Annotated in this window: 19 protein-coding genes; 13 read left to right on the forward strand and 6 right to left on the reverse strand. The window is 62.0% G+C overall.

The window, feature by feature from the left end:
* Positions 1 to 120: 120 nt before the first annotated feature.
* The 5 genes from QMN23_RS04665 (at position 121) to QMN23_RS04685 (ending at position 4,752) form a co-directional block, all read left to right on the forward strand.
* A complete protein-coding gene (locus QMN23_RS04665) occupies positions 121 to 1,659 on the forward strand; it encodes a lytic transglycosylase domain-containing protein (protein ID WP_282002169.1) in 1,539 nt (512 codons plus the stop codon).
* A gap of 97 nt (positions 1,660 to 1,756) precedes the next feature.
* On the forward strand, positions 1,757 to 2,482 hold the full coding sequence (locus QMN23_RS04670) for a hypothetical protein (RefSeq protein WP_282002171.1): 726 nt from the start codon (positions 1,757 to 1,759) through the stop codon (positions 2,480 to 2,482).
* A gap of 183 nt (positions 2,483 to 2,665) precedes the next feature.
* On the forward strand, positions 2,666 to 3,535 hold the full coding sequence (locus tag QMN23_RS04675; RefSeq protein ID WP_282002173.1) for an OmpA family protein: 870 nt from the start codon (positions 2,666 to 2,668) through the stop codon (positions 3,533 to 3,535).
* 44 nt (positions 3,536 to 3,579) lie between these two features.
* Positions 3,580 to 4,278 carry a Smr/MutS family protein gene (locus tag QMN23_RS04680; protein WP_282002175.1) on the forward strand — a complete coding sequence of 233 codons (699 nt, stop codon included), beginning with the start codon at positions 3,580 to 3,582 and terminating at the stop codon, positions 4,276 to 4,278.
* 51 nt (positions 4,279 to 4,329) lie between these two features.
* The gene (locus QMN23_RS04685) at positions 4,330 to 4,752 is read left to right on the forward strand and encodes a hypothetical protein (RefSeq protein WP_282002177.1); all 423 of its coding nucleotides are present in this window, start codon (positions 4,330 to 4,332) and stop codon (positions 4,750 to 4,752) included.
* 99 nt (positions 4,753 to 4,851) lie between these two features.
* Here QMN23_RS04685 and QMN23_RS04690 read toward each other — a convergent pair whose 3' ends face one another.
* From QMN23_RS04690 to QMN23_RS04710, 5 genes are all read right to left on the reverse strand, one after another.
* Complete coding sequence (locus QMN23_RS04690) at positions 4,852 to 6,054, reverse strand: methionine adenosyltransferase (protein ID WP_282002179.1); 1,203 nt, start codon at positions 6,052 to 6,054, stop codon at positions 4,852 to 4,854.
* A gap of 115 nt (positions 6,055 to 6,169) precedes the next feature.
* Entirely contained in the window at positions 6,170 to 6,397 is a 228-nt protein-coding gene (locus QMN23_RS04695; RefSeq protein ID WP_282002181.1) for a hypothetical protein, read from the reverse strand.
* Between the two features lie 37 nt (positions 6,398 to 6,434).
* Positions 6,435 to 6,677, reverse strand: a complete 243-nt coding sequence (locus tag QMN23_RS04700; RefSeq protein ID WP_282002182.1) for a hypothetical protein — start codon at positions 6,675 to 6,677, stop codon at positions 6,435 to 6,437.
* A 351-nt stretch (positions 6,678 to 7,028) separates the two neighbouring features.
* Entirely contained in the window at positions 7,029 to 7,799 is a 771-nt protein-coding gene (locus tag QMN23_RS04705) for a hypothetical protein (RefSeq protein WP_282002184.1), read from the reverse strand.
* 35 nt (positions 7,800 to 7,834) lie between these two features.
* On the reverse strand, positions 7,835 to 10,252 hold the full coding sequence (locus QMN23_RS04710; protein WP_282002186.1) for an Rne/Rng family ribonuclease: 2,418 nt from the start codon (positions 10,250 to 10,252) through the stop codon (positions 7,835 to 7,837).
* A 277-nt stretch (positions 10,253 to 10,529) separates the two neighbouring features.
* Between QMN23_RS04710 and QMN23_RS04715 the strand changes: the two genes are divergently transcribed.
* From QMN23_RS04715 to QMN23_RS04750, 8 genes are all read left to right on the forward strand, one after another.
* Positions 10,530 to 12,446 carry an ABC-F family ATP-binding cassette domain-containing protein gene (locus QMN23_RS04715; protein WP_282002187.1) on the forward strand — a complete coding sequence of 639 codons (1,917 nt, stop codon included), beginning with the start codon at positions 10,530 to 10,532 and terminating at the stop codon, positions 12,444 to 12,446.
* A gap of 131 nt (positions 12,447 to 12,577) precedes the next feature.
* Positions 12,578 to 14,896, forward strand: coding sequence for an endopeptidase La (gene lon, locus QMN23_RS04720; protein ID WP_282002188.1), 2,319 nt, complete (start codon positions 12,578 to 12,580; stop codon positions 14,894 to 14,896).
* 15 nt (positions 14,897 to 14,911) lie between these two features.
* A complete protein-coding gene (locus tag QMN23_RS04725; protein ID WP_282002190.1) occupies positions 14,912 to 15,682 on the forward strand; it encodes an MlaE family ABC transporter permease in 771 nt (256 codons plus the stop codon).
* Between the two features lie 33 nt (positions 15,683 to 15,715).
* Positions 15,716 to 16,516: an ABC transporter ATP-binding protein gene (locus QMN23_RS04730; RefSeq protein WP_282002192.1), complete on the forward strand. Its 801-nt coding sequence runs from the start codon at positions 15,716 to 15,718 to the stop codon at positions 16,514 to 16,516.
* Entirely contained in the window at positions 16,513 to 17,595 is a 1,083-nt protein-coding gene (locus tag QMN23_RS04735) for an MlaD family protein (RefSeq protein WP_282002193.1), read from the forward strand. The genes QMN23_RS04730 and QMN23_RS04735 overlap by 4 nt, the downstream gene beginning before the upstream one ends.
* 72 nt (positions 17,596 to 17,667) lie before the next feature.
* On the forward strand, positions 17,668 to 19,170 hold the full coding sequence (locus QMN23_RS04740) for a M16 family metallopeptidase (RefSeq protein WP_282002195.1): 1,503 nt from the start codon (positions 17,668 to 17,670) through the stop codon (positions 19,168 to 19,170).
* 22 nt (positions 19,171 to 19,192) lie between these two features.
* Positions 19,193 to 20,635 carry a M16 family metallopeptidase gene (locus QMN23_RS04745; RefSeq protein ID WP_282002196.1) on the forward strand — a complete coding sequence of 481 codons (1,443 nt, stop codon included), beginning with the start codon at positions 19,193 to 19,195 and terminating at the stop codon, positions 20,633 to 20,635.
* On the forward strand, positions 20,635 to 20,742 hold the full coding sequence (locus QMN23_RS04750) for an RCKP-type rubredoxin-like domain-containing protein (RefSeq protein ID WP_282002198.1): 108 nt from the start codon (positions 20,635 to 20,637) through the stop codon (positions 20,740 to 20,742). The genes QMN23_RS04745 and QMN23_RS04750 overlap by 1 nt, the downstream gene beginning before the upstream one ends.
* Positions 20,743 to 20,804: 62 nt before the next feature.
* Here the strand turns inward: QMN23_RS04750 and QMN23_RS04755 are convergent, their stop codons facing one another.
* A complete protein-coding gene (locus QMN23_RS04755; RefSeq protein WP_282002199.1) occupies positions 20,805 to 21,170 on the reverse strand; it encodes a PilZ domain-containing protein in 366 nt (121 codons plus the stop codon).
* Positions 21,171 to 21,406: the final 236 nt, after the last annotated feature.

The following is a 21,406-nucleotide window of genomic DNA, read 5'->3' on the forward strand; positions in this document are numbered from 1 at the left end:
GCTGCGCCGGCGCTGGTTCCCCGTCACCTTGACAAATCGGGCGATTTCGCCTATACTGCCGCCTCCTGCTGGCACCACTTCCCACATCTGGCCCCCTGGTCGTGCGCGGAAGGTACCCCTATGAAACGATTTCTGGTTCTGTTCTCCATAGCTGTTCTCCCCGTATGTTCCGTTCAGGCGGTCGAAATTCAGTCGGCACCGCTCAGCGAATTGACCGCCCTCGGTTCGTCCAAACTGCTTCCCGATCTCTCCGGCACTCAACCTGCCGACGGCACCCGCCGGTCCCAGGTTGCCTCCCTCTCCGGCGATGGTCTGCGGGCAAACCTGCTGGAACCGCCGATGCGCGACCTGGTCAGTGGCGATGGCCAGGAGGGGGGACAGGACGATTTCGAGCTGAAGATTCCCGAAGAAGAACTGCCGGACGCCGATATCCCCCTGACCCTCAACAGCAAGGTCGAATATTTCATCACCTATTTCCAGACGGCCGGCCGTAAGGCCTTTGCCCGCTGGCTCTCCCGCTCCGAGCGCTACATCCCGATGATGAAAGAGGTTTTGCACGCGAACGGCCTTCCCGAGGACCTCGTCTACCTGGCGATGATCGAAAGCGGTTTCACCCCCCATGCCGTTTCCGTCGCCAGCGCTGTCGGCCCCTGGCAGTTCATCTCCGGCACCGGCAAGCGCTATTCGCTCCGGATCGACCACTGGATCGACGAACGGCGCGATCCGCTCAAATCGACGGTGGCGGCGGCCTTGTACCTCAAGGAACTCTATGCGTTGTTCAACAACGACTGGTATCTGGCGGCGGCGGGGTATAACGCGGGGGAGAACAAGATCCTCAAGGCGATCGACCGGTACAACACCCGTGATTTCTGGGAAATCTCCAAGGGGTCCTACCTCAAACGGGAAACCAAGGATTATGTGCCGAAGCTTCTGGCGGCCGCCATCATTGCCAAGGAACCCGCCCGCTACGGCTTCGCCGACGTGGCCTATCTGCCGCCCGTCGAGTTTGATGCGGTCGCCATCCCGTCGCGGACCGACCTCGATGTCGTGGCGAACCTGTGCGACGTCAGCCCGGCGACGATCAAGGAACTGAATCCGGAATTGCGTCGTGGCTGTACCCCTCCGGACTACCCCGATTACCAGTTGAAAATCCCCAAGGGGAAGAAGTCGCTGTTCGAGGAGGCCTACCTCAAGCTCCCCGAAGATGAGCGCTACAAGGAACGGATCACCTATACCCGGTACCGGGCGAAAAAGCGGGATTCCCTCGAATCGATCGCCCGCCGTTTCGGCACTACGGCGAAGACCCTGGCCGAAGTGAACAAGATTCGTCTCGGGCACAAGGTCCGGGGGCGGACGCTGCTGGTGCCGGTGATGGTGGCAGCCGGCGAACACGAGGGCGAGGCGAAGGTGGCTCGGGCCGCAGCCCCCGCCCCGGCTCCGGCGAGGAGTAAGGGCTTCACTAAGTATTATACCGTCAAGCGCGGGGATACCATTCACTCCCTGGCCCGGCGCTTCAATATCTCCACCCGGATTCTCACGGCCTGGAACAACCTCAAGGGGAAATTCGCCCTGCGGCCCGGTAAACGGATCATCGTTGCCAAATATGTGGAAAAGAAAGGGGCGCTTGTTCCCGTGGCCGGTTCCGAGGAGAACGGCTAGCGCTTTACGGCAGCATGGCTGCCCAAGGTGGTTTCTCCCCGCGGGAGCAGTTCTTCGACTATTTTTTTTCGTCTGATCTGAAAGGAAACGAACCGATATGTACAATTTTCTGATCTCCGGTGGCGTCGCCCTCGCCGTGATTGCGATCCTGATCGTTACCGGCCTCTCGTGGTGGTGGGCAGTCCTGATCGGCATGCTGCTTTTTGCCGGCGCCTTTCTCCTTATTTCTCGGCTGATCATGAAGAAGGTGATGGCAATCATGGAAACCGCCAACCGCGATCTCCAGGGGCAGCGGGTGGAGAAAGCGATCAGGGAACTGAAGGATGCGCTGGCGTACAGCAAGTGGCAGATGTACGTCGAGGGGCAGATCAACTCCCAGATCGGTATGGTCTACTATCTGAAACGCGATTTTTCCAACGCCTTCCCCTACCTCGAAAAGTCGTTTCCCAAGAACTGGGTGGCGATGGGGATGCTGGCGATCAGCTACATGAAGCGGAACAAGCGCGACAAGATGAAGGAAACCTTTGAGAAGGCCGTGCAATGGAGCGGCAAGGAGTCGCTACTCTGGAGCCTTTATGCTTACTGCTGGACCGAATGCGATGACCTCGGCCAGGCCAAGCAGGTACTTGAGCGGGGGCTGAAAAAGCTGCCCGGCGACGAGAAATTGAAGGCCAGCCTGGACGCTCTGCAGGAAGGGAAAAAGATGAAGATGAAGGGGTACGGCGAAATGTGGTTGCAGTTCCACCTGGAGCGCCAGAGTGTGATCATGAAACAGCAGGCGGCCGCCATGGGTGGAATGAAGCGGCGGATCGTCAGAAGATAATGGCTGCCCATGATGGTTGATAACCGTTGACGGAAGGGGACCGCTGGTCCCCTTTTTCGTTCCGGCTTCTGCCCTGTCGTTGCTTGCGGCGGTCGGTCCGGCAGTGTATATTTTGTCATATCCTCGCCGGCGGCGCTTGGCCGCCCGGCGGTGTTTTTTCCCCGGTCAAGGAGGAGGAGTACGATGATGAGACGGTTTGCTTTCCTGGTTATGCTTGCGCTTGCAGCGGCATCCCTCAGCGGTTGCCTGGTAAAAGAGAGTACCTACCTGAAAAAAGTCGAAGAGGCCGATGGGCTGACAAAGGATCTGTCGGCGCTGCGGGACAAATACAAGGCGCTGAGTGAGGAAAACGGACAACTCAAGACACAGTTGGCGGCCCTGAAAGATGAAGCGGCCGGTCTTGCCAAAGACAAGGAGAAGCTGACTACCGATAACAAGGAACTGGAAAAGGTGCTCAAGGCCAAGTCGGACACCCTTTCCCAGAATGTCGCCGACTTGCGGCAGCAGGTCGCCGACCTGCAGAGCGAAAACGACCAGTTGAAGGGAGATATCGCCAACCTGCAGAAGGCCAAGGAAGAGAAGGTCCGCGAGGTAAGCAAGACCTACGAGGACCTGCTCGACCGGATGAAGGGTGAGATCGCCCAGGGGCAGGTGACGATCTCCGAGTTGAAGGGGAAGCTGACGGTCAATATGGTCGACGCCATCCTGTTCGATTCCGGCAAGGCGGAAGTAAAGCCGGCGGGGATGGAAGTACTGTCGAAAGTTGTCGACATCCTCAAGGATGTCAAGGATAAGGCGATCAGGATCGAAGGGCATACGGACAACGTCCAGATCGTCGGCAATCTGACGAAGAAATTCCCGACCAACTGGGAGTTGTCGGCAGCCCGGGCCATCAATGTCGCCCGCTATCTCCAGAGCCAGGGTCTTTCGCCCGAGAACCTTTCGGCGGTGGCTTACGGTGAGTATCGGCCGGTGGCTTCCAACGACACGGAAGAAGGGAAAGCGAAAAACCGGCGGATCGAGATCATTCTCATCCCGAAAGATGCGCCCTGACCGTCTGTCGCGCCGGTTCGAGATCTGTGATGAGATGACATGACATGAAGAAAAGCGCCGGAAGCAAGAAAAAGAAGAGCGAAGAGTTGGCCAATAAGCCGTTTTCCGCCCTGAAAGGGGTGCGAGCGAACATTGACCCGCCGCCGGAAAAGCCCGTCGCCAAACCGGCGCCGCCGCCGGCCATTGCTGCCGAGCCCGACGAGACGGCCCTGTTTCTCCGGGCGGTCAGCGATGTTCGCCGCCTCCACTCCCAGCCGCCGAAGAATCAGCGGAAAAGCGGTGAGGTTCCCGTCGCCGCCCCCGAGAAAGACGATGCCGACCAACGGGCTTTTCTTGATGCGGTGCGTCAGCTGAAACTCGACGTCACCTTTGCGGACGAGTTTCCCGAAAAAGGCCGGAGCGATTCACACGGCCAGGCGGCCAACCGGTTGCGCCAGCTGAAAAAGGGGACGATCCGGGTCGACCTGGAGCTCGATCTGCACGGGCTGACCAAAGATGAAGCGCTGGACAGCCTGGCCCGGTTCATCGGCGGGGCTTACAACCGGGGGCAGCAGGCCGTGCTGGTCATTACCGGCAAAGGGAACAATTCGCCGGGCGAGCCGGTCCTGCAGGGCGCGGTTGTTTCTTGGCTCCGTGACAAAGGGCGGGGCATGGTTGCCGAGTTTGCCCCGGCACCGCGAAATATGGGGGGAAGCGGGGCGCTGGTGGTCTTTCTCAAGGCTCGGGAAATTCAAGAGCTGTAGCTGCCGCCCAGAAGCGGCGAGGGGTAGGCCTGACGGCCTGCGGGAGGGCCCGTGTTCGGATGGCTGCGCAGAAAACCGGCTGAACCGCTAACGTTCGAGGACGCCTCGGCCGCCTTTGCCTATGCCTGCGATCACCTTGAGAACCGGCTCCTTATCGAGGCGGTTATCCCGGCGCTGGTTGAAGAGCAGGGGCGGACCGGCGGTGAGGGGGAGCACTATTTCCGGATCAGGCTGGCCAATCGCGCCGGCGGTCGAGAAATCTGGGCGTGCACCCTGAAGGAGGCGGTGCGTTTCCCCGAAGTCGGCGATCTGGTCGGTTTCCGGGTGGTCAGGGTGGATCCCGAACTGCCCGATCCTTTCGATCTGCTCGGGTTCATCGCCTATCGCTTCGAGCCGTTCTATGTGCCGGGCAAGGGGTGGCGGATCGGCGAAAATTTTACCCCGAAGAATATCAAGCCGGTCCTCCGCTGGTAGGAAAGATTTCCTGCCCGACGGTTAACGGCTCCTCTCGCCGTGCCGGACCGGCTGCTCCGCAAATACCCCGCAGTCGGCCTGCGTATGGCAGTTCCCCTCTCAGCAGACCGGATATCGCCCTTCGGCCAGTTCGAGACAGAAATCCCCAATTCCCGCCAGCCCCCGGGCAATGATCTCCCGTGCCCGCCCCGAGGCATCGGCAAGCCGAAGCCCCCGCTGCAGCCGAAGCTGGGCTGCCGCCATGGCGGGTCGATCAATGGGGGTCCCGATCCGGCTGAGCAGCAGGACGGTGGCCTCTGCCACGCCTTCAACTTCCTCGCAGATTTCTCTGGCCAATTGGTGGGCGAGGATCGTGTATATCTTTCCCACGTGACTCACCGGGTTTTTGCCTGCCGTCGCTTCGCTGCCGAGCGGGCGGCTCAGGGCGATGATGCCGTTGACCCGGTTGCCGCGACCGACCTGGCCGGAGTCGGCGTCTTCCGCCGAAGTGCCGAGCAGGCTGAGATAGATGCCGTTGAGCCCTCGTCCCGTCTCGTCGAGGGTGTTGAAGTGGAAGGTGCGCCGGCCGAATCCGGGGAGTCCGGCGAGAAATTCGCCAATCTCCCGGCCAATTGCCTTTTTGCGGTCGAAGTAGTCAGCTTCGGAATGGACGAAACGGGCGATAAGCGGCATCGCCACGGTCATTGTCAGGTCGGTTCCCGTCCGTAGTCCCATCACCTTTACATCCTCGCCGCTTTCGGGGAAGCGCTCTTTGAAGCGGGTACCGTTAAGGAACCTCTCCAGGTCGAGAACCGCCCGCTCGGTAGGGGAAAGAGGCCAGTAACCGACCGCCGCCGAGGTGTCGTTGGCAACCATGACCGCTCCCGGCCGGGCAAAAATGTCGACCAGTTCTGAGGAGCCAGGGGCGAGGACGATCCGGTAGCGAACATGCTTTGCCGGATCGACAAACCGGAGATTTTCCCGCAGCCAGCGATTGGCGGTGTCGATGGCGATCTCCGCCACCGGGATTTCCTCGCCGGCGGCAGCGAAGGTTGCCCGATCGCCGATGACGAACTCCATTGGCCTGATTACCCGGCCGCCGCCGAACTGCCGCTCGACGCTGCCGGCGGCCAGCAGGCTCTTGTCGATATTGTGATGGAGAATCCGCCCGCACCGCTCCCGGTAGGTTCGGCAAAGAGCTACGGAAATGGCATCCATTACCGCGTCGCAGATCGAGTCGGGATGGCCTCTCCCTTTCCGTTCCACGATTTCGACGCGATGGGCGCTAACGGAAAAACCGCGAGCTGTTTCTATGCTGATCATGGCTAAACTGTACCACATCCGGGAGGATTGTCAGGGCTGGCGGCGGGCACACCGCTACCGTTCCGACGGAGAGATGACCGCCGGCCGGTAGTGGTGGCAGGAAGGGGAGAAGCGGTCAGGATTTGGGGGGCTCGACTTCGGCCGGTGCTGGCGGCCGGTGACGACTATTCTCCGCCAGCGAGTGCAGGGCGGCAATTGTCTGGGTGACGATGATGATGGCGCAGTAACCGCAGAATACCCAGAGGAAAACCCCGGAAAAGCCGTCGGTGATCCCATTGGCGGCGCTGGCGGGAGCGGCGCCGGCCAGAACGAGTGCGATTGCCTGGGCAAGATTCGTTTTCATGGCTACCTCCAACAGTCTGCCGCCGGGCGGCAGATCGTCAGTGCGACTCGCCGTGTTTGAGCCGGGCTGGTTTGATCTCGACCCGCGAGAACGAAAAGAGATTCTTCAGCAGGGAGGTGCAGAGCATGATGCCGGGGATGAACTGGCAGATGACGATGACAATGCCAATAAAGGTGAAGGCGGCAAAGAGAAAATCCTCGAATCCGGTCCCGCTGCTCACCGGCAGCCCCGCACCGAATTCATTGCCGTTCAGGAATTCTTTTTGCGTTGGATAAGACATGGTAATCCTACTGTTATGTATTAGTGATGAAAATATGTTGTTTTCGAAATTGCACCGGCTGTGCCAAAACGACAGGCTTGTGGGGTTAATATCTAATTATTCGAATTTGCGAAGAAAATGATTGGCGTGGCGGGTGTGGCGAAAACAGCGGCTTACGTAGTGTATTACCCTGCTATACGACTTTTCCGGAGAGGAAAGATGTGGAAACCGGGCCGTTCTCTCAACTGATCGAAAAAACGCGGCTTTTGTGCTGATCTGAAGTGTGCATGGAAAAATTATACAGGCGGCAGCGATATCGCCGGACAATGGGGGCAGCCAGCTGGCGAAGTCTTTGCGGCATGGCTAGGACGATCAGCGAAAGGCGAAACCGACGCTGATGCCGACAATATCGGCGTTGGTTCGGGGTTGGTAGAACGAGCCGACGGTGGGAGAGTCGCCGAAGCGGAAGCCTTCATAGAAAAATGCCGGGCGAATCCGGCCGAACTGCCCGCCGGCTTCGGCGAAGGCCGACCATTTGCGTCCGGGGTGAAACGTTTCGTCGCTGCCGCCGTCGGGATTGGCGACATTCCGGTTGAACCAGGGGTACTTGGCGCCGCCGGCGATGAACAGCCTGGCCGCTGGGGAAAGCCGGCATTCTCCTCGGGCACCGAGACGGAGGCTGAGGATGTCCCATTCCTCGGTAGTGGTCGAGGAAATCACGGTTGCCTGGATTTCCCGGTGCCACCAGCGGTAACCGAGTCCGGCAAACGGCTCCAGTGACAGGTTGTGTGCCTGTAGCCGGTAGCCGAGGTCAAGGGCGGCATTGATCCCGACGTAATCGACGTTCGATCGGACAGGAGCGCCGGCGAGCGTCGCCCCGTCGTACTTGACCTCGCCGCCGAAAATTTCCGTTTTGCCCGTCAATAACAGGACCTTGCTGGCCAAGTCCGCCTTCATGGCGACGCCGAGCCCGTAGAGCGGCCCTTCTTCCTTGACGATCCGGCTGTCAGCTCGGTCGAACTCTTCCCAGGTAAAGTACTGGATTGAAGGGTAGAGAGAGAGTTCTTCCAGTCCTGCTGCCCGAAGCGGTGTAGCGGTGGCGAAGAGGGCAAGCGCGACAACACAGGCGGCGATCGACTCCATCAGCTCTCCTCCTTGCCGGCAAACTGTCCGCCGTCCTACTCCCCGTCAGCCGGTGGCAGCTCTTTCTTCTTCCGCGGGGCGCGGGGCTTTTTGGCCGGCGGCGGGGCCGGCTCTACCGCTTCTGCCGCTGCCGCTTCAGCCGGCGGCGGTTCCGGGGCTGCGTCGGCCGTTGCCTTCTTGCGCGGCGCCCGCTTTTTCTTCGGCGCAGCTTCCGTCATTTCCGGCGCGGGTTCAGTCGTCGGCGCAGGTTCCGGTTCGCCGGCGGAGGCGGCAGCTGCTGCCGGTGCCGGTTTCTTTCTGGTCCGGGGAGCCCGGGGTTTTTTTGCCGGCGGCTCTTCTGCGGCTACCGGCGGCGTCACGACGACCGGTGGCTCGGGCTCGGCTACCAGTGGCTTGGGCTCAGCCACCGGGGGCTCAACGGCAGCTTCCGGCCCGCCGGCGCTCTCTTCTTCGGCTCCCCGTTTGGTGGGGCGCCGCTTGCGCCGCCGCTTCTTCTTTTTCACGTCCTCGCCGCTCTCGGCACTTTCCGTGACGGGGAGCGGTTCGGCAGTGGCCTCAGCTGCCGGCTCTTCCTCGGCAGGTGCCGCGCCCTCTTCCACAGATTGCTCCGCCTGGGGTTTCTTGCTCCGCCGCCGTTTGCGCCGCCGCTTCTTCCTGGTCTCTTCTGCGGCCTGCTCGGCCGGCAACGCTTCTTCGCCACCCGGTTCGCCGGCCGCTTCGCCCGCCGCCTCTTCCTCTTCCTCCATCGTCAGCGGCTGGGCGGCTTCGCTGGCTGCCGGTTCCCCGGCTTCTTCGCCCCGGGGCTTCTTCTTGCTTCGCCGTCGCTTCCGTTTTTTCCCTTCGGTCCCTTCCGTCGTCGCTGCCTCTTCGCCCGGCGTCGTCTCGATGGGTTCCTCGACCGTCTCGGCTTTCGGCTCGGCTGGTTCGCCGGTTTTCGCCGGGGCACTTTCCAGGTGGGCCGGCCGTTCCCGCCGCTCCAGCTCCAGCTCCAGCTGGTTCATCAGGAAGGACGGTTTTCCCTTGACGGTCACCTCGATGTCGTAATCGTTTTCGATCTGGGCCAGTTCCCGCTTTTTCCGGTTGAGGAGGTAGTATGCCACTTCTAGCGGCAGACCGCCCCGGACTTCGGCGACGGTTCCTTTGGCGGCGGCGGCGTGGACCTTGCGCAGGAAGGAGAGGGCCATGCTCTCCACCGATTTGACTTTTCCCCGGCCGCTGCAATGGGGGCATTCGAGGGTGCTCCCCTGCTCCAGGGTCTGCCTGATCCGCTGCCGGGACATTTCCAGGATGCCGAACTGGGAGATCCGGCCGACGGTCACCCGGGCTTTGTCGGTCTTGAGGGCGGTCTTCAGGGTCTTTTCCACTGCGGAGATATGTTTCTTATCCCGCATGTCGATGAAATCGATGACGATCAGCCCGCCCAGGTCGCGGAGCCGCAGCTGTCGGGCCACTTCTTCGGCTGCCTCAAGGTTGGTCTTGAAGGCCGTATCCTCGACCCCCTTCTCGCCGGTCGATTTCCCCGAGTTGACGTCGACGGAGACCAGGGCTTCGGTCGGTTCGATGACGATCGAGCCGCCGGATTTGAGCGGCACCTTTTTTTCGTAGATCAGGTCGATCTGTTCCTCGATCTGGTAGCGGGAAAAGATCGGCCGCTTCTCCTGGTGGAGCTTGACCAGTTTCTCGAACTTGGGCATCGTCTCCTTGAAGAATGCCCGGGCCTGCTTGTAGACATCCTTGCTGTCGACCAGCACCTCGTCGATCTCGGCGGTAAAGTAGTCGCGGATGGTGCGGATCACCAGGTTGGACTCCTGGTAGATCAGGGCGGGGCCCTTGGTGACGGCGGCCTGCTCGTTGATGCTGTCGCTGAGTTTCAGGAGGTACTGGAGGTCTTTGGCCAGCTCGGTCTTGGTTTTGCCGAGCGCCTCGGTCCGGACGATGTAGCCGATCCCTTCCGGGATCTCCAGCTGGGCCACCTTTTCCTTGAGCTTCTTCCGATCGGCCTCGCTCTCCACCTTGCGGGAGATGCCGCTCGAATCGCTGCCGGGCATCAGCACCATGTAGCGTCCCGGGAGCGACAGGTAGCTCGTCAGTGCGGCTCCCTTCATGTCCCGTTCGCCTTTTTCCACCTGGACCACCAGTTCCTGGCCGCGGCGGAGGATTTCCTGGATGCGGGGGCGGCGGTTGCGTTGTTCTTCGGGAATGTCGTCCCGCCACTGCCACCAGGAGGGGTGGATTTCGCCCACCTGAAGGAAGCCGAGCTTTTTCAGCCCGATATCGACGAAAGCTGCCTGCAGCCCCGGCTCGACCCGGACCACTACCCCTTTGTAGACGTTGCCGCGCGTCTGCTCGCTACCGGCGATTTCCACGTCGAGGTCGACCAGCCGGCCGTCCTCGACGATGGCGACCCGGGCCTCTTCCGGGTGCATCACATTGATCAGCATCTTTTTTGCCATTGATTACGTTCCTTTGCCGGCCGCCGGCTCCCGGAGGAGCCCGCGGCCGTGAGAGTGTCGGCCACCGACGGCGAAAGCCGTCCGGCCACGATGGGTATTCAAACCGCCCGTTGGGCGTTGAAGGCGCAATAAACCCAGAAAGTATAGCAGATTTTCTTCGCTTTAATAAGAAAAATCTGGTTTTTTCGTAACGCCGTCGGGATGGAAGATTGACAAGCCTGTTACGCAAAACCTACAATGACGACCATCGATCATCTGATGCTTCCTGGATTACGACATGCTGCATTTGAAAAATCTGACGAAAGATTTTGCCGGCCGGACGCTCTTTGCCGGGATCAACTGGCATCTCCGGAAGGGGGAGCGGGTGGGGCTCGTCGGCGAAAACGGCGCCGGCAAGTCGACCCTGATGCGGATCATTGCCGGGGAAGTAGAGCTTTCCGGCGGTGACTTGATTTTTGCTCGCGGCGCTACCGTCGGCTACCTTCCCCAGGATGGCCTCGCCACTCGCGGCCGGCCGCTGCTGGCCGAGGCGATGACCGCCCTGGCCGACCTGCAGGAGATGGAGCGGGAGCTGCAGCAGCTGACCGAACGGCTGGCGGCGGTGCCGGCCGCCGCGCCGGAGCATGATGCGCTGCTCGACCGTTTCGGCCGGCTCCAGGAGGAGTTCCGCCTGCGGGGCGGTTACGCCATGGAGGCGGAGGTCTGCAAGGTGTTGGACGGGCTGGGCTTTTCACCGGCGGACCGGGAGCGGGAGTGCGGCGAGTTTTCCGGCGGCTGGCAGATGCGGATTGCCCTGGCCAAGCTGCTCCTGAAGAAGCCGAACGTGCTGCTTTTGGACGAGCCGACCAACCACCTCGACATCGAGGCGCGCAACTGGCTGGAGGGGTATCTGGTCGACTACCCCCATTCGGTGATGCTCGTCTCCCACGACCGGTTCTTCATGGACCAGGTCTGTCAGCGGATCACCGAGGTCTGGAATCATGCGCTTACCGACTACCACTGCAGTTACAGCCGCTACCTGGTGGAGCGGGAGGAACGGATGGCGGTGCTGCGGGAGGCGAAACGCCGCCAGGACGAAGAGATCGCCAAAATCGAAGATTTCATCAGCCGTTTCCGTTACAAGGCCGACAAGGCGTCGCTCGTCCAGTCGCGGATCAAGCAACTGGAAAAGATTGAGCGGATCGTCCTGCCGCCGGAGCGGCGCCGGATCCGTTTCAGCTTTCCCGAACCGCCGAAGAGCGGCCGGATCGCCGTCGAGCTGCGCAACGTCACCAAAGCCTATGGCGACCTGGTGGTGCTGAACGATGTTGCCCTGACGGTGGAGAAAGGGGAGCGGGTCGCCCTGGTCGGACACAACGGCGCCGGCAAGTCGACCCTCATGGGGGTGCTGGCCGGCAAGCCGTTTCAGCGGGGCGAGCGGCTACTCGGCCACAACGTGGTGGTCGACTACTTTGCCCAGGACCAGGCCCAGGTGCTGGACGCCGGCCGGAGCGCCTACGAGGAACTATTGGCCGACGCCCCCTTCGCGATGGTCCCCCAGCTGCGCGACATCCTCGGCGCCTTTCTCTTCTCCGGCGACGATATCCACAAGAAAGTAGCGGTGCTTTCCGGCGGCGAGCGCAACCGTCTCGCCCTGGCCAAGATGCTGCTCCGTCCCGCCAATCTGCTGCTCCTGGACGAGCCGACCAACCACCTCGATCTGTTCAGCAAGGAAGTGCTCCTCGACGCCCTGCGGGATTTTGCCGGCACGGTGGTCTTCGTCTCCCACGACCGTTACTTCATTGACGGTCTCGCTACCCGCACGGTCGAGGTGGAGGGAGGCGGGCTGACCTCCTACCATGGCGACTACGAGTACTACCTGCGCAAGAAAGGGGAGGCTGCCGGCGCGGTGCCGGTTGTTGCCGGGGGGGCGACCGTTCCGCCGGTGGCGGGGAAGGAAGAGCGTCAGCGGCTTCGCGAGGAAGAAAAGGTCCGCCAGCGGGAGGAGAAGCGGCGGCAGAAGCGCCAGAGCGAGCTGGAGGGCGAGATCGAGGCCGGTGAGGCGCGCCTGGCGGAGCTGGAAGCGCAGCTGGCCGATCCGGCGCTCTTCCAGGACCATGAAGCCGCCCGGCGGACCGGCGAGGAACACGCGGCGCTGGCCGACCGGATTGCCGGCCTCTACCGGGAGTGGGAAACACTCGACCTCTCCCCCTGAGGCGGCGTGCGTCGCGCTCCCGGTCGGCACGGCGGCCGGTTGCCGTTCCTTGACAGCAGCCGGCCCGGAGGTTACTCTTTCAGTACCGTTCCGCCCCGGCAACAGACCGTTTTCGCACAGAGGGCCGACCCATGCCCGAGACCGCCTCAATCGTCATGCCTTCCCTCGTACCGCTTTATCCCCTCCGGGAGATCGTGGCCTTTCCCTTTATGATTTTCCCCCTGTTCCTCAATGGCGACGAACTGGCGGATTTCGAGGAACTGCTCGATCGCGAGCAGTATGTCGCGCTGGTGCGGGCCAGGGGGGAAGCCCTCCCCGGCCAGCTTCCGCCACTCTGCCAGGTCGGTACCCTCTGCAAGGTCGACCAGATCACCCGGCTCCCCGAGGGGGGCGGGAAGGTGCTCCTCGAAGGGGTGGTCCGCGTGCAGGTGCTCGAAGTGTCGCGGGCCGGCCGGACTCTCCATGCCCGCTGCGAGCCGATCCACGAGTTCGTCGAGAAGTCGCTGGTTTCCGACGCCCTCGTCCAGAGCCTCAATGCCCTGCTGAAGATTGCCCTCTCCTACGGCCGGCCGCTTCCCGACGACGTGATGAAGATGATCGACCTGATCGACAATCCGGCGCGGCTGGCGGACCTCGTCGCCCTCTACGTCAGTCTCTCCCTCGATGAGCAGCAGCAGCTTCTGGAAACCATCGATCCGCTGGAGCGGCTGAAGAAGGTCTACATGCACCTGACCGCCGAGGTGCAGCGGCTCCAGGTGAAGGGGGAAGTCCAGGCGGAGGTGACCAAGCGGGTCGGCAAGAGCCAGAAAGAATTCCTGCTCCGGGAGCAGATGAAACAGATCCAGGAGGAACTGGGGGAGGACGATTCGCGGTCGGCGGAGATGATCGACCTGCGGCGGAAGATCGATGCGGCGGGGATGCCGGTCGAAGTGCGGCGGATCGCCGACAAGGAACTGAAACGGCTGGAGCGGATCAACCCCGCCTCGCCCGAGTACACCGTGTCGCGAACCTATCTCGACTACCTGGCGGGGATGCCGTGGCGGGTGGCGACCCAGGACAATAACGACATCAACCAGGCGGAAACGGTGCTCGACGAGGACCACTACGACCTGCAGAAGGTGAAGGAGCGGATTCTCGAATACTTGGCGGTGCGGACGCTCCGCGAACGGATGAAGGGGCCGATCCTCTGCTTCGTCGGCCCGCCGGGGGTCGGCAAGACCAGCCTCGGCAAGTCGATTGCCCGGGCGCTGGGGCGGAAGTTCATCCGGATGTCATTGGGGGGGATGCGCGACGAGGCGGAGATCCGCGGGCATCGGCGGACCTATATCGGTGCGCTTCCCGGCCGGATCATCCAGGAGATCTACCGCTGCGGCACCAACAACCCCGTTTTCATGCTCGACGAGGTGGACAAGATCGGTCTCGATTTTCGCGGCGATCCGGCCAGCGCCCTGCTCGAAGTGCTGGACCCCGAGCAGAACAACAGCTTCACCGATCACTACCTGGACGTGCCGTTCGACCTCTCGAACGTCATGTTCATCACCACCGCCAACCTCCTCGACCCGGTACCCTCGGCGCTCAAGGACCGGATGGAGGTGCTTTCCCTTGCCGGCTACACCGATGAAGAAAAGGAGAAGATCGCCGTCCGCTACCTGATCCCCAAGGAGGTCGAGGAGAACGGCTTGGCCCAGACGCCTCCGGACTTTACCGCCGCCGCGATCTACAAGATTATCAGCGATCATACCCGGGAGGCGGGGGTGCGCAACCTGCAGCGGAACATCGCCTCGGTCTGCCGCAAGGTCGCCAAGGAACTCACTCAGGGGAAACCGCACCGGGAGACGATTGCCCCGGAGACCGTCGACGAATTTCTCGGCCCGCGCAAGTTCTTCAACGAGGTGGCGGCGGAGCGCGACCGGGTCGGGGTGGTGACCGGCCTCGCCTGGACCGAGACCGGCGGCGACATCATCTTCGTCGAGGCGACGCGGATGACCGGAAAACGGGAACTGATCCTCACCGGTTCCCTGGGCGAAGTGATGAAGGAGTCGGCCCGGGCTGCGCTCTCCTTCGTCCGGGCCAACTGCGCCGAATGGGGGATCGACGAGCAGCTTTTCGAATCCTCGGACATCCATATCCACGTCCCCGCTGGCGCCATTCCCAAGGACGGCCCGTCGGCCGGGATCACCATGGTGACCGCCATCGTCTCGCTCCTCTCGGGGCGGGCGGCGCGCCGCGACGTGGCGATGACCGGCGAGATCAGCCTGACCGGGCGGGTGCTGGCGATCGGCGGCCTCAAGGAAAAGGTGTTGGCCGCCCGGCGCGCCGGGGTGCGGACGGTGCTGGCGCCGGCCCGCAACCGCGAGAACCTGGAGGATATCCCCATCGACGTGCAGAACGAACTGGAATTCATCTTTGTGGAGGATGTGCGCGAGGCGCTGGCGGCAGCGCTGCAATAACCTCCGTGCAATGCTATGAACCTGAACATTTTCGAACAGACGGCCAAATCTACCCTCCTGGAAATCCAAGCCTTTTTCAGCCTCGCCGGTCGGGCGGTGGTGCGCATTTTCCGCCGCCCCTACTATTACCGGGAATTTTCCACCCAGTTCGACAAGGTGGGGGTCGGTTCCCTGTTCATCATCTGTCTCACCGGGCTGTTCACCGGGATGGTGATGGCGCTCCAGGCGTTGATTCAGCTCAAGCCTTTCGCCGCCACCAGTTATGTCGGCGGGATGGTGGCGGTCACCATGGTCAAGGAGTTGGGGCCGGTGCTCTCCTCGCTGATGGTGGCCGGCCGGGTCGGTTCGTCGATTACCGCCGAACTCGGGACGATGGTGGTGACCGAGCAGGTGGATGCGATGCGGGTGGAGGGGACCGACATCGTCAAACGGCTGGTCAGTTCCCGGCTCAAGGCTATGCTGCTGGCGATGCCGCTTCTGGCCATCGTCACCGATGCCGTATCGCTGCTCGGCGGCTATCTTATCGCCGTCGGCTATGATATAAACCTGCTGATGTACTGGAAGTCCCTGACCCAGTTCATGGTCTTCCAGGATCTGATCGAGGGGGTGGCCAAGCCGTTCGTCTTCGGCTTCATCATCACCATGATCAGCTGCTACGCCGGGCTGAACACCAGAGGGGGCGCCGAGGGGGTCGGCTCCGCCGCCAAGGGGGCGGTGGTGCTGTCGTCGGTGCTGATCCTGGTTACCGATTTTTTCCTGACCAAGATCTTTATCGTTTTCCGTTGACGCCGGGAAACGTGACGGAGGGAGACGGCCGCTTTGGCTGACGAACGGGGCATCCGCATGACACAGCTCTCCTATTCGGTGGGGGGGCGGCAAATTCTCGACCGGTTCGACCTGTTTCTCGAACCGGGGGTGAACCGGACCATCCTCGGCAAGAGCGGTGCCGGCAAGACCACTATCCTCAAGTTGCTGCTCGGCCTGATCCCGCCTGACAGCGGCAGCGTCGCCATCGACGGCGCGACGATCGGCGGGTTGGGCGAGAGCGAACTGATCCGGGTGCGGAAGAAGATTGCCATCGTTTTCCAGGGGGGGGCACTGTTCGACTCGATGACCGTCGGCGAGAATGTCGGCTACCGGCTTTTCGAGGAAGGGACGCTCAGCGAGGCGGAGATCGAGCGGATCGTTCTGGAGAAACTCGGCTTCGTCGGCCTGGAAGATAGCATCAACCTCTACCCGGCCGAGCTGTCGGGGGGGATGAAGAAACGGGTGGCGATTGCCCGGGCCCTGGCTGCCGACCCGGACTACGTCTTCTTCGACGAGCCGACCACCGGCCTCGATCCGATCGGCGTCTACAACATCCGCCATCTGATGCTCCGTCTCCAGGCGGAGGGGAAGACCACCCTGATGGTCACCCACGATCTGGAAACCGCTTTTGCCGTCTCCCAGCGGTTCTCCTTCCTTCACGATGCCCGCCTGATCTTCGAGGGGACCGAGGCGGAGCTGCGGCAGGCCGATCTGCCGGAAATCTGCGAGTTCCTGGCCCCCAGCGACCGCTCCCTCTTCCGGGGGCGGCCGTTGAGCGTTGCCTATCACGGTAACGGAAGAGGAGACCGATGAAGCGAAGCGACAACATTTCCTGGTCCCAGATCAAGGGGGGCATCTTCATCCTGATTGCCTTGGCCTTTTTTGCCGGCGGGGTGCTGCTGATGGGGGAGAAGACCAAGTTCTTCGTCCCAAAGGGCAAATTATCGGTGATCATGACCGATGTGGCGGGACTGAAACCGGGGGCGCCGGTCTGGCTGGCCGGCGTCGACGTGGGAATCGTCACCGCGATCCATTTCGAGAATCCCGAGCAGAGCAACGACGTCGAGGTGGTGCTGGAAGTGGAGCACGATGCCCTGAAGAAAATCGGCACCGATTCGGTCATCACCGTCAAGACGCGGGGATTGCTCGGCGAGAAGTACGTCGACATCACCCCGAGTCGGCACCTCGTTACGGTGCCGCTGAAGCGGCTGCATGGCACCACTCTGCCGAAACTCGACGATGTGGTGCAGAAGGCCGGCGAGGCCTTCGACCGGGTCAACGCCATCGTCGCGAGCACCGAGCGGGGCGAGGGAACCCTCGGGCGTTTCGCCAAGAACCCGCAGTTGTATGACAACCTAGTCAAGCTGACCGCCGAACTCAATACCATTGCCGACTCGGTCAACCACGGCCAGGGGACCCTCGGGATGCTCAACAAGAGCCGCGAACCCTACGACAAGCTGATGGACATTCTCAACCGGGCCGACACCACGCTCTACGACGTGCAGTCGTCCAACGGCACCCTGAGCAAGCTGCTCCACGACCGGGAACTCTATGACAAGCTGGTGGCCGTAGCCAACCAGGCCTCCACAGCCACCGACGAGGTGCGGGAACTGAATCGCAAGCTCCTCTCCCCCGAGGGGACCGTCGGCAAGCTGCTCGGCGACCGGGAGATGTACGACCGGGGCGTGGCGCTGATCAACCGGGCCGACGCCTCGCTGAAAAGCTTCGAAGAGTTGTCTGACCGATTGCAGCGGGGCGAAGGGACCGCCGGCAAGCTGATCACCGACCAGCAGCTCTACGACCGGTTGAACAGGGTGGTGGAGGATCTGGATCTGCTGGTGAGGGACATTAAGGACAATCCGAAGCGGTACGTGAAGTTTTCGCTGTTCTGATCGGGAAATCACCCGGGCTTGGATCGTTTGCCGACCGTGCCGGCCTTTCAAGCTGAACGAAACGAGGTGCTGATGAAAACGGTAAGATTGGTTGTCTGCTGCATGATGATGCTCTTTGCCTTGCCGGCCTTCGGCGCGGGGCTGGAGGGGCGGGTTCGGGAGTACACCCTGAAGAACGGCCTGAAACTCCTGCTGGTGGAACGGCATACCTCGCCGACGGTGGCCGCCTGGATCCGCTTCCGGGTGGGGAGTGTGGACGAGCGGAGCGATGAGCGGGGGATCGCCCATCTGCTCGAACATATGCTGTTCAAGGGGACCAAGACCCTCGGCACGACCAACTACGCCGCCGAAAAGCCGCTTCTCGACAAGATCGAGGCGACCGCCCAACAGCTGATCGCCGAAAAGGCGAAACATGCCAAGGCCGACCAGGCGAAGATCGATGCCCTGAGCAAACAGCTCAAGGAACTCGAAGCCGCGGCGGGCAAATACGTGGTCAAGGAGGAGTTTGCCGAGATCTATGCCCGGAATGGCGGTACCGGCTACAACGCAATGACCGGCAAGGATGGCACCACCTACCTGATCAATATGCCGTCCAACAAGCTGGAACTGTGGGCGGCGATCGAGAGCGACCGGATGCAGAATGCAGTGTTCCGGGAGTTCTATACCGAACGGGATGTGGTGATGGAGGAGCGGCGACGCTCCTATGACACCGAACCGGGGTCGATGCTCTGGGAAAACTTCATGGCCACCTGTTACCACGCCCATCCCTACGGCCAGCCGATCATCGGCTGGATGTCGGACATCCAGAACCTGACCAAGACCCAGGCGGAGGAGTTCTACCGCAAATACTACAAGCCGAGCAACGCGATCATCGCCTTGGTCGGCGACCTCGATCCGGACAAGACCCTCGCCCTGGTGGAGAAGTATTTCGGCGCGATCCCGCCGGGGACACCGGTGCCGCCGGTGGCGACGGTGGAGCCGGCCCAGCAGGGCGAGCGGCGGGTGGAGATCATTGCCGATGCGGAGCCTGAACTGCTGATCGGCTTCCACAAGCCGACCCTGCCCGACAAGGACGACTACGTCTTTGACGTGATCGACATGGTGCTGGCCGATGGCCGGACCTCCCGGCTCTACAAGAAACTGGTGGTGGAGAAGCAGCTGGCCACCGAAGTATCGACGTTTTCCGCGCCGGGGAGCCGTTATCCGAATGTTTTCTGCTTTGCTGCCTCGCCCCGTGCCCCCCATACGGTACATGAGGTGGAGGAGGCGATCTATGCGGAGCTGGAGCGGTTGAAGACGGAGCCGCTGAGCCAACGGGAGCTGCAGCAGATCCTCAACAAGCTGGAATACGAAGAGTCGCGGCAGATGATCTCCAACGGCGGGCTGGCCCGCAATCTGACCGAGTACGAGGCGGTGGCCGGGACCTGGCGCTACCTGATCGAGCATCGGCAGAAGGTGGCCCTGGTGACGCCGGAGGACGTGATGCGGGTGGCAAAGAAATATTTCATCCGGGAGAACCGGACCGTCGGCTTTATCACCAAGCGGGAGGCGGCTGCTCCCGGGGAACAAAAATAAAACGATCTGACGAGGATGACGCATGAAAATCATCGCACGTTTGCTGGTAGTGCTGTTCGCGGCGGTCTGCTGCTCGCTGCCCGCCCTGGCGGCGGAGGCCCCCAAGGCCAACCCCCGCACCATGACCTTTGCGCCGCTCAATTTCGAAGTGCCGAAGACAGTCAGGCTGCAGCTGAAAAACGGCATGGTCGTTCACCTCTTGACCGACCGGGAGCTGCCGATCGTTTCGATTACCGCTTTAGTCAACGTCGGCAGCATTTACGAACCGGCCGACAAGGTGGGGCTGGCCGGGCTGACCGGCGCGGTGATGCGGAGCGGCGGCACCACCGCCCTGGCACCGGAGAAACTGGATGCCGAGCTGGAATTCATGGCTTCGGCGGTGGAGTCGAGCATCGGCAGCGACGCCGGCAACGTTTCCCTGGCCTGCCTCAGGCGGAATCTCCCCCGGACCCTGGAGCTGTTTGCCGACGTGATGATGCATCCCGCCTTCCGCGAAGACCGGGTCGCCCTGGCCAAGAATCGGACCATCGAGGCGCTGCGGCGCCAGAACGACGATCCGAAGGGAGTTGCCGACCGGGAGCTGCAGAAGGCGCTCTATCCGGGCCACCCGCTGGGCCGCTACCCGACCATCGCCTCGGTGCGGCGGATCACCCGGGAGGACCTGGTGGCTTTCCATGACCGCTATTACCGGCCGAATAACGTGATTCTCGCCGTCTCAGGCGATATCGACCAGGAAGAGCTGGTGCCGCTCCTGGAAAAGGTCTTTGCCGATTGGCAGCCGGCGAAGATCGCCTTCCCCGCGGTCCCGGAGCCCACCGGCACGGTAAGGCCCGGCGTGCTGTTCGTCGAAAAGGATATCAACCAGTCGGTGATCAGGATGGGCGAGCTGGGAATCGACAAGAACAACCCCGATCTTTACGCCCTCCGGGTGATGGACTACATCCTCGGCGGCGGCTTCACCTCGCGGCTGACCACCGAAATCCGCTCCAACCAGGGGTTGGCCTATAACGTCTACGCCGCTTTCGATGTCGGCCGCCGCTTTATCGGCACCTTCGAGGCGGAAACCGAGACCAAATCGGAGTCTACCGCCAAGACCATCGGCCTGATGCGCGACATCATCGCCGGGATGACCCGGTCGCCGGTCAGCGATGCCGAACTGGCGCTGGCGAAGAATGCCCTGATCAACTCATTCATCTTTGCCTTCACCCGGGCCGACGTGGTGGCCGGCCAGCGGGCACGGCTCGAGTTCTACGGCTATCCGGCCGGCTACCTGGAAAACTACCGCGACCGGATTGCCAAGGTCACCCGGGACGACGTGCTGCGGGTGGCGAGGGAGTACCTCCATCCCGACCGACTGGTGACGGTGGTGGTGGGTGACGAGAAAAAATTCGATCGGCCGCTGGCGCAGTTCGGTCCGGTCGAAGAGATCAAGCTGGAGAACGGCGACGGGAAAGGAGAACAGTGATGGCAACCTGGAAATGTAGCAGCTGCGGCTTCACCAAGGAAGGGCGGTGCAAGCCGCAGAAATGTCCCCAGTGTCAGGAGAAGGGGAATTTCGAAAAGCAGGAGTAACTGAAAAAGGCGGCCGAAGAGGCCGCCTTTTTTGCGTCATGGTGCCCGGCCGGGCCTGCGTCTCAGTTCGGCTTGGCGAGAAACGAAAGCTCTTTCTTGACCTGCTCGGGGTCGGCGGTGTTCAGCTCGATCAGGCTGCGGAGGTGGATCATCGATTCGATATCGATGGTGGTCAGCTTGAGGCCGATCAGGTTATCTCTGGTGTGGACCACCTCGCCGGCGAAGGTAATGACGATCTCGGAGCTTTCGAGCTGGATCGAGACGGTGCACCCGGTGCCCAGCCCGAAGTCCGCCGGCGATTGCAGCTGTAGCAGTGCCCCTTTCAGGGAGACGTCCATCAACACGGCTTCCTGCCGCTCGCCGTCACGCTCGACGAAGGCCTTGGCGGCAAACGGCACCCTGTTGAATTGTCGCTTGTCGGTGTTCATTCCGTTATTCACCCCCACTGTAGATATTTACCATATAAACTTTATTTGTCCTGTAGACAATCATTTTCATTAATGCCCGGCCGTGCCTCTGCAAAGGCTGGTGGCCGGGCGACGCCGGTTGCCGGGGCGGGCGTCGCCGAACTGACCGGTCTTTCACGATTTTTATCCGGCGGGTCGATCAGGCGGCATTTTGCCGACTGGGCATTGCCGATCGTGTCGGGTATACTTTTTACACT

It is taken from the genome of Geotalea uraniireducens (genome assembly GCF_027943965.1).
Lineage (GTDB): Bacteria > Desulfobacterota > Desulfuromonadia > Geobacterales > Geobacteraceae > Geobacter > Geobacter uraniireducens.

Coding starts and splice junctions, on each gene's coding strand:
- QMN23_RS04665 (WP_282002169.1), top strand. CDS start 121: ATGAAACGATTTCTGGTTCTGTTCTCCATAGCTGTTCTCCCCGTATGT.
- QMN23_RS04670 (WP_282002171.1), top strand. CDS start 1,757: ATGTACAATTTTCTGATCTCCGGTGGCGTCGCCCTCGCCGTGATTGCG.
- QMN23_RS04675 (WP_282002173.1), top strand. CDS start 2,666: ATGATGAGACGGTTTGCTTTCCTGGTTATGCTTGCGCTTGCAGCGGCA.
- QMN23_RS04680 (WP_282002175.1), top strand. CDS start 3,580: ATGAAGAAAAGCGCCGGAAGCAAGAAAAAGAAGAGCGAAGAGTTGGCC.
- QMN23_RS04690 (WP_282002179.1), bottom strand. CDS start 6,054: ATGATCAGCATAGAAACAGCTCGCGGTTTTTCCGTTAGCGCCCATCGC.
- QMN23_RS04695 (WP_282002181.1), bottom strand. CDS start 6,397: ATGAAAACGAATCTTGCCCAGGCAATCGCACTCGTTCTGGCCGGCGCC.
- QMN23_RS04700 (WP_282002182.1), bottom strand. CDS start 6,677: ATGTCTTATCCAACGCAAAAAGAATTCCTGAACGGCAATGAATTCGGT.
- QMN23_RS04705 (WP_282002184.1), bottom strand. CDS start 7,799: ATGGAGTCGATCGCCGCCTGTGTTGTCGCGCTTGCCCTCTTCGCCACC.
- QMN23_RS04710 (WP_282002186.1), bottom strand. CDS start 10,252: ATGGCAAAAAAGATGCTGATCAATGTGATGCACCCGGAAGAGGCCCGG.
- QMN23_RS04715 (WP_282002187.1), top strand. CDS start 10,530: ATGCTGCATTTGAAAAATCTGACGAAAGATTTTGCCGGCCGGACGCTC.
- lon (WP_282002188.1), top strand. CDS start 12,578: ATGCCCGAGACCGCCTCAATCGTCATGCCTTCCCTCGTACCGCTTTAT.
- QMN23_RS04725 (WP_282002190.1), top strand. CDS start 14,912: ATGAACCTGAACATTTTCGAACAGACGGCCAAATCTACCCTCCTGGAA.
- QMN23_RS04735 (WP_282002193.1), top strand. CDS start 16,513: ATGAAGCGAAGCGACAACATTTCCTGGTCCCAGATCAAGGGGGGCATC.
- QMN23_RS04740 (WP_282002195.1), top strand. CDS start 17,668: ATGAAAACGGTAAGATTGGTTGTCTGCTGCATGATGATGCTCTTTGCC.
- QMN23_RS04745 (WP_282002196.1), top strand. CDS start 19,193: ATGAAAATCATCGCACGTTTGCTGGTAGTGCTGTTCGCGGCGGTCTGC.
- QMN23_RS04750 (WP_282002198.1), top strand. CDS start 20,635: ATGGCAACCTGGAAATGTAGCAGCTGCGGCTTCACCAAGGAAGGGCGG.
- QMN23_RS04755 (WP_282002199.1), bottom strand. CDS start 21,170: ATGAACACCGACAAGCGACAATTCAACAGGGTGCCGTTTGCCGCCAAG.